Below are 8,769 nucleotides of genomic sequence, written 5' to 3'. Positions count from 1 at the left end.
CGAACACGACGTGACCGTCGAGACCAACAACGACCGCATCGCCGGCGACCTCACCAAGTGGCTGGCCGCCCGCGCTACCTAAAACACGGCCTAGGACCCTCTCCTCCAGCTCGAGGGCATCGCTGTGGCGCCCGAGGTGTCCGTAGGTACGGGCGAGGCAGGCACGCGCCACATGGGTGTCGCCGTGGTCGTCGCCGAGCAGGCGGATGCGGTCGGCAAGGACCTGTTCCTCCAGCGCTCTCGCTTCGTCGTACTGACCGACCTCGTTGTGAGTGGAGGCGAGGATGGCCCGCGCGCGGATGGTATCGGTGTCCTCCGGCCCTAGATCTTCCTCGGCCAGGGAAAGCAGCTCCTGAAGGAAGAGAAGGGCGGTGTGGAACAAGCCGCTGGCTACCATGCTGCTGCCAGCTCGGTAAAGCAGCCTGTGACTCTTGTCCTCCCACAGGTGCAGGTTGCTGTGCTGCGCGAGCGCGGCAGCGTTGGCGCGCAGAATCGCGTCGACCTCGCGGTCGAGGTTCGGGTCGCCGGTCCAGACGTCGAAGAGAGCGTGAGCGGCGGTTCGCGCGAGGCGGGGCTTCAGCGCTTCGGGCGTGGTCTCCTGGACTGCGCGGGCGGTCAGAGCGTGAATCCGGACCTCCCGGCCGCGCCTGTCAGAGTTGTAATTGATGAGTGCGTACCGGTGCAGAACCAGGAGGCTCTCACGTATCTCCTCCCCAACTACCGGACGAGATGCACCCCCCTCGGCGTTGACGAGCTCGGCCAGATAGGTCAGCACTGGCTCGCTCTTCCAAATGGCTTGCGGATGGCCGGCCGAGTCGAGGAACGCGGTGAGTTGCAGCACCGGGAGGGCGAGTCCGCGCGGTGAAGCGGCCTCGGCCGTGCTCCGAGAGAGGAGTAGCGCGGCGGTGACCTGGCGGCCGTAGTTCTCGGTATCCGCCCACGTGGGCAGCATCTCGTCCAGACTCCGCTCCCGGTCCCGGAGCAGCACGAGATAGTCGGCACAGGCCATCTGCTGGTCGATCAGGTGGGCGACCGCGTGCCCGAGGGCGAGCGGCAGACAGCCCAGTTCCTGGGCGAGCTCCTCCTGCGAGCCATCCAGAAGGCGGCCGAGAGCATCGGCGGTGAGCCGGTGCTCGAGGTAGGCGACCGCCTCGGCGAGGCTGTAGACGTCGATGTCTACTTTCCGGCGGCCCTGCCCCGTCAACCGGCCGTCCTTGAGACGGCTTGTGGCCAGGACCCAGCCCTTTTGTGGATTCGCCACAGGCCACCACGGCGCGAGCGCTGCCGGATCGGTGACGTCATCCAGGACGACCAGCCAGCTGCGCGATGTCGTGGCCAGCCATTCGAGGAATGCCCGGGCATCGACCTCGGGCTCTCTCCCCAGGGCGCCGGGGGCGTGGACGAGTTGTGCCGCGCGGGCATACAGGGCGATGACCTGCCGGATGTCGGCCGCGGGCACCCATAAGACGAGATCAGTGCCGCCGAGGCGTGCGTCGTAGGCATAGGCGGCGGCGAGCTGCGACTTCCCCACGCCACCGCCCCCGGACAGCACCTGCGCGAGCACGACGTCTTCCCCCGCGCACTGCGCGTCGTCGATCGCCGTCCGCAGCGCAGGACGGCGCTGGAAAGAGGAAGCGAGCGCCGGCGGCACCCCCACCAGCTGCGGCCACGACACCTCCACCGACATGGAAGCGAGGTGAATGTGGGTGACGGAGCTGTGCGCCCCCAGCGCACTGTAGGAAATGTCGCGCCCGGCAGCCGTCGCGTTCTCCGCTGCGGCAACCGAACCCGACCGTGACGACCACTCAGGCGCCGGCCGCGCACCGGCGTCCCCGACGATGCCCCCGCCGGCGTGTGAATCCGAACCGCCCTCGTTCGCGGGCGGTTCCTTGCGCTTGTTCCACGGCCAGAACGACGTCACTGGACTTGGCTGCCCTCACCGAGAGCGCTGCCGCTGATGTCGCCTCCCGCCGCGATCCCACCCGGCTCGGCTATCACGCTCTCACTCGGAGCCGCCATGGGCCCCACCGCTTGCGATCCGCCGGCCGACACGACCGGGGGCGGCGAGCTCACGCGGGAGTTCGTGCCCAGAGCGCTGCCGTGAATGCTTCTGCCCGCTGCTACACCGCCCTGCCCGGCACGCACTTCTCGCCCACGTGGAGGAGCGTTCTCCCGCATAAGGGAGATCACTGCGACCACCAGGCCCGCACCTGCGAGTACGGCGCCCACGATGCTGGCGACCTTGTCCCCGGTATCAAGATCGGCGACGACCAGGACGATGAGCAGGCCCACCGCCACCAGAGCAGCGACCACGACCGCCCCCCGCACAGCCCACCGCGCACCCACAGAAAGCCCTGCCATTCCGAAGCCCCCGATCTCCCCGCCGCCGCGAGTGCAACGGCCGTTCCCTGCTCCCTGCCCGCAGGCTAGACGCTCGCCGCCCGCCCGTCCCCCACTCTGTCGGACCGGTCTGGCGTTCCATGCGAGGAACAGGGAAGCCGAGCGACCTCTACCGCCAGGCCCTCGGAACCAGGCTCTCCGACTACCCCGCTGGTGATCGAGGCCGGCTCCACTGGGTCCACCAGCCCCTCCCAGGTAATCGAGCTTGCGACCACGACCGTCCTTGGCCGCGCCGACCTCCCAGTTCCCTTGAGGTGGCCGACGGAGGTCGTCCGGGATTCTGGCTGACCGCACGACCGCACGGCCGTACCACCGCTCGACCGGGCGCCTGCTCGACCAGGCGGCCTGCCGCCGATAAGCGTCGCAGGAGATTCGGCCCGGTGGCCGGCCATCGGCGCTTCTTCGGTAGGGGAGGCGAGGCGCAGACCGCGCGTGGTGGAGGCCGGCGCCGACCGGCGGTGCGGGCAGCGCTGTGGGGTCGGATCGGTCCGTGGTGGCGACGGGCGGGTGCGGACGCTGGCCGCTGCTTCCTGCGGAGGGGGTGGGTTCGGGCGACCCTATGCCGGAACACCGGCCGGTTCGCCGTGCGACGCCGGCCGGTGTTCCTGGTCTCGCGGTGGGTCAGGTGTGCAGTTCAGTGCCTTGCATGCCGTGGCAGAAGCCCGTTGAGTTGGTGGGCGGTGAAGCGTAGTTCCACGAGCCGAAGCGCTCGTGGCACGTCATCCACGGCGTGTCGTTGCAGCACGTGACCACTCCGGTGATCTGAAGGAGGCGGCTTAAGCCGGCACCTGCCACTCCTTGCGGGCCCAGTCGTCCAGTGTGGCCAGGTGGGGGCGGAGGGCGCGCATCGCCGGCACGTCCGCGAGGAAGCCGACGGAGTCGAACCATTCGAACATGGCGGCCATCTCCTCGCTGTCCTGCCGGACCTCCTCGACAGGCTGGGAGCGGAAGCGGACGGGGCGGCCGGCGACCCGGGCGAAGACCTCGGCCATCTGCGGGCCGGTCAGCTCGTCCGCGGCGAGCTCGACGGTGCGGCCGAGGTGCTCGGCGGGGGAGTCGAAGGCGTCTGCGGCGAACGCGCCGATGTCCTCGGGGGTGATGAACTTCAGGGTGGTCCGCGGGGCGATCGCAAGGGACAGGACGAGTTCCCCCTCGATCCACTGCGGGCCCATGAAGTGGAAGTTGGCGGGGAAGAAGGTCGGGCGCAGGACGGTCGCGGGCAGGCCGAGCTCCGCGATGTACCGCTCGATCTCGCCCTTGCTGGCGAAATGCGGAACCTTGCCGGGTCGTCCGGCCCCGTCGACGGAGGCGTACACGAAGTGGGCGACGCCGGCGCGGGCGGCGGCGTCGGCGACCGCCTGGCCCTGGCGGACCTCGGCCTCGTAGCCGCCCGGTCCGGGTTGCGGCATGGGCTGGACGCTGAAGACGCCGTACGCGCCGCGCGCCGCCGCGTCGAGCGAATCGGGGTCGTCGAGATCGCCGCGGACCAGGACCGCGCCGTGCGCCCGCAGGGCTTGGGCCGCGGGGTGCTCCGGGTCGCGGACGAGCGCGCGGACGTCCCAGCCGCGGGAGAGCAGGGCGCGGGCGGTGGCACCGCCCTGCTGGCCGGTGGCTCCGGTGACCAGGATGACGCGGGGGTCGGACATGGCGGACTCCTCGATGGTGTGCAGGGACGGGGCCGGCGGTGCGACCCCTTCGTACCGTACGAAAGACTGCTTCCTCAAACGGAGTTGAGGTCCAGTGTCCATGACCGTGATCACGGACTTGGGCGCCCCCGGGCGTACGACGACCGGCAGCCGGCGGTGTCGGGGCTGCGGCGATCAGCCTGGTCAGCCCGCTTGTGTGCTGCCGTTGCGTACCTCGCATGACCGCCGTCGTCGGCGCAGGCGCCCTGGCCGCGCCGATAACCGTTGGGTTATCGCTCACCCCACCAAGTCGGCGTTGATCCCGCGATGGTCCTGCCGGAGGCTGGTTCGTGCCCGGGTCGGCCAGGACGTCACCCCTCCCCTCGGGCTCATCCGCCCAACGGCACCAGGAGTCGGACGCACATGAGTGACAGGCTCGACATGACCCTGACCTACGCACTGCACAACGCGCTCCGAAGGGAGCTCGGCAACCTTGCCCGGGTCACCGCCCGCCCGAACCTGGATCCCCGGACCGTCCTGCGTACGACTCCGGGATGGGGAATGTTGCGCAGCGCCCTGCACGCCCACCAGGCCGCCGAAGACGCTGCGCTATGGCCCCCGCTGCGCCGGGCGCTCGCCGGGCGCCCCTTCGACCTGACGCGGCTGGAGGCGAACGAAGCCGAACACGTCGCGCTCCTCTCCCTCGTCCGCGCGATCGACGGGGCGCTGGCCGACCCCGGGATCGGGCTCGGCCTGATCGGTGACCTGACCGGCTCCTTGATCACCGGTCTCGGCAAACACCTCGACCACGAGGAGCAGGCCGTTCTACCGCTGGTCCAGGCGGCATTGAGTCAGGAGCAGTGGGACCTCTACCGGCGGGTCCACACCCGGCGGATCGCATCCGGCACGGTCCAGCTCCTGCCCTGGCTCCTGCACGATGCGGACGAGGGGACCGTCACCTGCGTGCTGGCCCAGTTCCCGACGGAGCCGCCGGTGCCCGCGTGCGTGTACCGGGGGCGGTCCGCGTTCGGGTACGACCTGTGGGGCGTTGAGGGCCTCGCCCTCCCGTACGGCACCGATCACCTCCGTTGAGGACCGTACGCCGCACCGGGCACCGCACCGGGCACCGCACCGGGCACCGTACCGGGCGCCGAACCGCGCGCCGCACCCCGCACCGTGCTCTACGTCATGGACGGAAGGCCGCCGGCTCGTCGCGGTCGCGCAGCAGACCACGGCCGCTGCGCCAGACCGCCCGCCGTGGCCGACCCCCAACCCCCACCCCCGAACCACCCGGCATCGGCTGGTTCATCGCCCTGAGACTCGAAAGGCTTCCCCATGTCACGTGAGTTCACGGTCGCAGCGTTCGGCAGTCGCCTCCACGGTGTGGACTCCTTCGGCGACGGGCCCCCGCTGCTCTTCCTGAACGGAGGCTCCTCCACCCGGCGCCAGTGGAACCCCGTCATCCGCCGACTCGGCGACAGGTATCGCACCGTCAGTTTCGACAGCGGCAGGAGCAGAGGACCGAGCGCCCGTGCCGACTACTCGGTGCGTGGCGCGATCGACGACGTCGACCGGGTGATCGAGGCGACGATGCTCCGTCGGCCGGTCCTGGTCGGTCGATCCCAGGGCGCGACGATCGCGGTGTGTTACGCGGCGGAGCACCCCGAACTGGTCGGCGGTCTGGTGCTCGTGGACGGCGCCTACCCGGTCTCACCGCCCGCCGAAGCGGCCGAGGCCCGGGCGGCCGCCGCGCCTGGCGGAGGCGGCTGGATCACGCGCGTCGTGGCTGGGCTCCGCCGTGCCGCCGGGCCGCACCCCCGGTACAGGGCAGCAGTCGCCCTCGCGACAGACGAAGTCAACAGCGGACTCGCGCCCGACTTCGCGGCCCTGCACTGTCCGACCGTCTTCCTGGTCGGGAGCAGCCGGCACCCCGGTCCGTCGCAAGACCGGACACTCAGGAACCGGGCTGCCGCGGCGCAGGCCGCGAGGAGCAACCCCCAGGTGACCGTGTTCGGCACGATGACCGGCCACTCCCGGAGGGTGGGCGTCCGGGACACCGGCATCGTGGCCGCCGCGATCGACGAGGTCGTCCGGCGGACGAGGGAGCGTACTGCCGGCGAGACGGCTTTCCGCCGGGTTCCTTCTGAACGCGCCTCGCTGGAAGCTCTTTTGACGCCGCTTCGACTCGGCGCGCACCAGAACTGATCACCGTATACTTCTGCGGCTCGACAACCGAGGGGCGTCGGGAGGGGAACGGGGGCCGTCATGGAGCTGCGGGACATCGAGATATTTCTGACCCTGGCAGAGGAACTGCACTTCGGGCGGACCGCCGAACGGCTCCGGGTTTCCCAGGCCAGGGTCAGCCAAGCCATCAGGAAGCAGGAGCGACGCATAGGAGCGCCGCTGTTCGAGCGCACCAGCCGCACCGTGCGCCTCACCGACGTCGGCCGTCAGCTGCGTGATGACCTGCAGCCGGTCTACTCGGGTCTGCACGCGTCCCTCGAACGCGCCCGGCTCGCCGCCCGCGGCATCACCGGCCGGCTGCGCATCGGCATGATGCCCTTCAACATCGTCGACCTGCACGTCTTCTGGAAGGCATTCCGGTCGCGGTGCGCCGAGTGGGAGCTGGAGATTCGGCGGCTGACGTACCAAGATCCGTTCGGCGAGCTGCGCGCTGGAAACCTGGACGTCCTGGTCGTCTGGCTGCCCGTGGACGAGCCGGACTTCACCGTCGGCCCGATCCTGATGACGGACCCCCGCCTCCTCGGCGTGGCCAGCGACCACGAGCTCGCCTGGCGGACGTCGGTGGGCCTGGAGACGTTCGCCGACTTCCCGCACCCCATGCCTCCCTCTCTGCCGGACTACTGGGAGAACGGCTACATGCCCTTCCACACGCCCCAGGGCCGCACGATCGAGCGAGGGCAGCCCGTGACCAACTCGGAGGACCTGATCAGCCAGGTCGGCATGGGCGAGATCATCCACGCCTTCCCCAGTCACGTCACCCGACACTGGGGCATGTCGAACGTCCGCTGGATCCCCATCCCGGACCTGATGGGGCTGGAGTTCGCCCTTGTCTGGCGGACCGAGGCCGAGAACGAGCCCATCCGTGCGCTCGCCGATACGGTCCGCGACCTCGGCACACTGCACTTCTGAGGCGCGTCGGGAGACCTCGTCGTCACGGCAGTGCGGCTACACGGGGCCTCCCGTCCGGTGAACCAGGCCGGGTCGTCGTCATCGGGCTGGATCAGCACGATCGACCTATCGACCTGATGAGCCGGTGGCTCACACGGGATTCGGCCCCGAACGGGAAGAACTCGTCATCAGAGGGCGGGAAGCTGACTCGGCCAGCCCGACGCGCCCGTCGATGCTGCGAAACGTGCCCGCGGCCGTCCGGAAGTCAGAAGGCCGGTGCGCAGCTCGAAGCGACGGCCCTGGACTTGAATACGGCCGATCTGTCCGCGCTGAAGTGCTGGCTGTCGGCCGGGAGGTTCCGAGGTCATCCGGGTGTGGAAGGCCCGAAGAAGTCGGGTGTCCATCGGGTGTCCATTTGATCTCTCCAGCCTCATCGGCAGCCCGGCATCAGGCGGTGTCTGCGTACCAGATCCGGCTCGGCGCGCGACCTGCGTCGGACTCGAAGCGTTTGGGCATTCCCGGCCTCAGTGCCGGGCACACCAGCCGCCACGTCCGCTCGATCGCCTCGCCGATGAAGCCGTCGAATTCCGGCGTGACCTGGAGCAGCACCGCGCCGTCACGCAGGGTCTCGACCCGGTGGAAGTCACCGGCTGCAGCGATCCCATGGCCGCCGCCGAGCTGCTGGGCGATCTCGCGCGGAATCACCATCAGCCACTCGTACCCGCGCAGCAGCCGCCGCGACTGTGGCAGCGCCATCGAGGGCAGTGGCGGGCCGCCCCTCTCCTCGTGCTCGGTGCGGCCCAGCGTCAGGCTGTAGCCGACCTGCGCGTAAGACGGGTCCACCTCCTGCGAGAAGTCCCGGAGCAGGTCCGTCATCCGCGCCTGGGCGGCCGGCCCGAAGCGCTCATCGGTGGTTTCCGCGCTGAGCCTGCACCAGTCCCTGGAGCTGTCGTCGCGCGCGACGCCCATCCGCAGGAGCTTCTGACCGGGCATGCCGCGGTCGTCCAGCAGGTAGACCGCGATCTCCGCCAGCTGCACGTCCAGGGCCAGCCATTTGCGCAGCATGGGCAGGTTCTTGCGGGTCAGCACCCGCGAGCGGTGGCTGACCCGCCCCGTGGTGCCGCTGACGACGTCCGCCTTGAGGAATGAGGTGATCCCTGTGGTGTGGACACACCTGACAATGGATCTTGGTGATCCTGGAAGGTGTAGATCCACATGGCACGGCCCTCGAAGTACAGTGCGGAGTTTCGGTCCGACGCGATCATGTTGTGGCGGGCCTCAGTCGGCAGGCGGACGTTCAGGGATGTCGCGGCCGATCTGAATGTCAACCCCGAGACGCTGCGGACCTGGGTGCGTGACGCTGACAGCCGTCCGGCTCCAGCCGGCGCGACGCAGGACACCGCAGCCGAGCTGGCCCGGCTGCGTGCGGAGAATACGCGGCTGGCCAGGGCGGAGAAGGAATGGCAGGTCGAGCGGGAGATCCTGCGTCGGGCAGCCGCCTCTTTCGCCCGGGAGATGATCCTGGTGGCTAATTCAGGCGACGAGGGAGAGATTTAGTCGGGCGAGGTGGCTGGTGCGGGTGCGGTCGAGGGGGTGGCCGTTCCACCAGGCG

Annotated in this window: 7 protein-coding genes; 4 read left to right on the top strand and 3 right to left on the bottom strand. The window is 69.9% G+C overall.

The features are described from left to right. Together ACWF9Z_RS36285 and ACWF9Z_RS36280 are read right to left on the bottom strand one after the other, a co-directional pair. On the bottom strand, window positions 1-1,921 hold a 1,921-nt coding region (locus ACWF9Z_RS36285), incomplete at its 3' end, for a tetratricopeptide repeat protein (protein WP_453609833.1). Window positions 1,922-3,176: 1,255 nt separating this feature from the next. Continuing rightward, window positions 3,177-4,046: an NmrA/HSCARG family protein gene (locus ACWF9Z_RS36280; protein WP_453609831.1), complete on the bottom strand. Its 870-nt coding sequence runs from the start codon at window positions 4,044-4,046 to the stop codon at window positions 3,177-3,179. Between the two features lie 402 nt (window positions 4,047-4,448). Here ACWF9Z_RS36280 and ACWF9Z_RS36275 point away from each other — a divergent pair, with 402 nt between their 5' ends. The 3 genes from ACWF9Z_RS36275 (at window position 4,449) to ACWF9Z_RS36265 (ending at window position 7,178) form a co-directional block, all read left to right on the top strand. Then, a complete protein-coding gene (locus ACWF9Z_RS36275) occupies window positions 4,449-5,117 on the top strand; it encodes a hemerythrin domain-containing protein (RefSeq protein WP_453609829.1) in 669 nt (222 codons plus the stop codon). A gap of 243 nt (window positions 5,118-5,360) precedes the next feature. Then, the gene (locus tag ACWF9Z_RS36270) at window positions 5,361-6,230 is read left to right on the top strand and encodes an alpha/beta fold hydrolase (protein WP_453609827.1); all 870 of its coding nucleotides are present in this window, start codon (window positions 5,361-5,363) and stop codon (window positions 6,228-6,230) included. Between the two features lie 60 nt (window positions 6,231-6,290). Then, a complete protein-coding gene (locus tag ACWF9Z_RS36265) occupies window positions 6,291-7,178 on the top strand; it encodes a LysR family transcriptional regulator (protein ID WP_453609825.1) in 888 nt (295 codons plus the stop codon). Window positions 7,179-7,604: 426 nt separating this feature from the next. Here the strand turns inward: ACWF9Z_RS36265 and ACWF9Z_RS36260 are convergent, their stop codons facing one another. Beyond that, entirely contained in the window at window positions 7,605-8,246 is a 642-nt protein-coding gene (locus ACWF9Z_RS36260) for a hypothetical protein (protein ID WP_453609824.1), read from the bottom strand. Between the two features lie 126 nt (window positions 8,247-8,372). Here ACWF9Z_RS36260 and ACWF9Z_RS36255 point away from each other — a divergent pair, with 126 nt between their 5' ends. Then, the gene (locus ACWF9Z_RS36255; protein ID WP_453609822.1) at window positions 8,373-8,714 is read left to right on the top strand and encodes a transposase; all 342 of its coding nucleotides are present in this window, start codon (window positions 8,373-8,375) and stop codon (window positions 8,712-8,714) included. The last annotated feature ends 55 nt before the right edge of the window (window positions 8,715-8,769 follow it).

It is taken from the genome of Streptomyces sp. NPDC054961 (assembly GCF_053609145.1).
Note: the sequence above shows the minus strand (reverse complement) of the source record. Positions and strands in the feature narration are given on the sequence as shown.

Bases quoted from the DNA above. Each gene is read 5' to 3' on its own strand.
- ACWF9Z_RS36280 (WP_453609831.1), bottom strand. From the start codon at position 4,046: ATGTCCGACCCCCGCGTCATCCTGGTCACCGGAGCCACCGGCCAGCAG.
- ACWF9Z_RS36275 (WP_453609829.1), top strand. From the start codon at position 4,449: ATGAGTGACAGGCTCGACATGACCCTGACCTACGCACTGCACAACGCG.
- ACWF9Z_RS36270 (WP_453609827.1), top strand. From the start codon at position 5,361: ATGTCACGTGAGTTCACGGTCGCAGCGTTCGGCAGTCGCCTCCACGGT.
- ACWF9Z_RS36265 (WP_453609825.1), top strand. From the start codon at position 6,291: ATGGAGCTGCGGGACATCGAGATATTTCTGACCCTGGCAGAGGAACTG.
- ACWF9Z_RS36255 (WP_453609822.1), top strand. From the start codon at position 8,373: ATGGCACGGCCCTCGAAGTACAGTGCGGAGTTTCGGTCCGACGCGATC.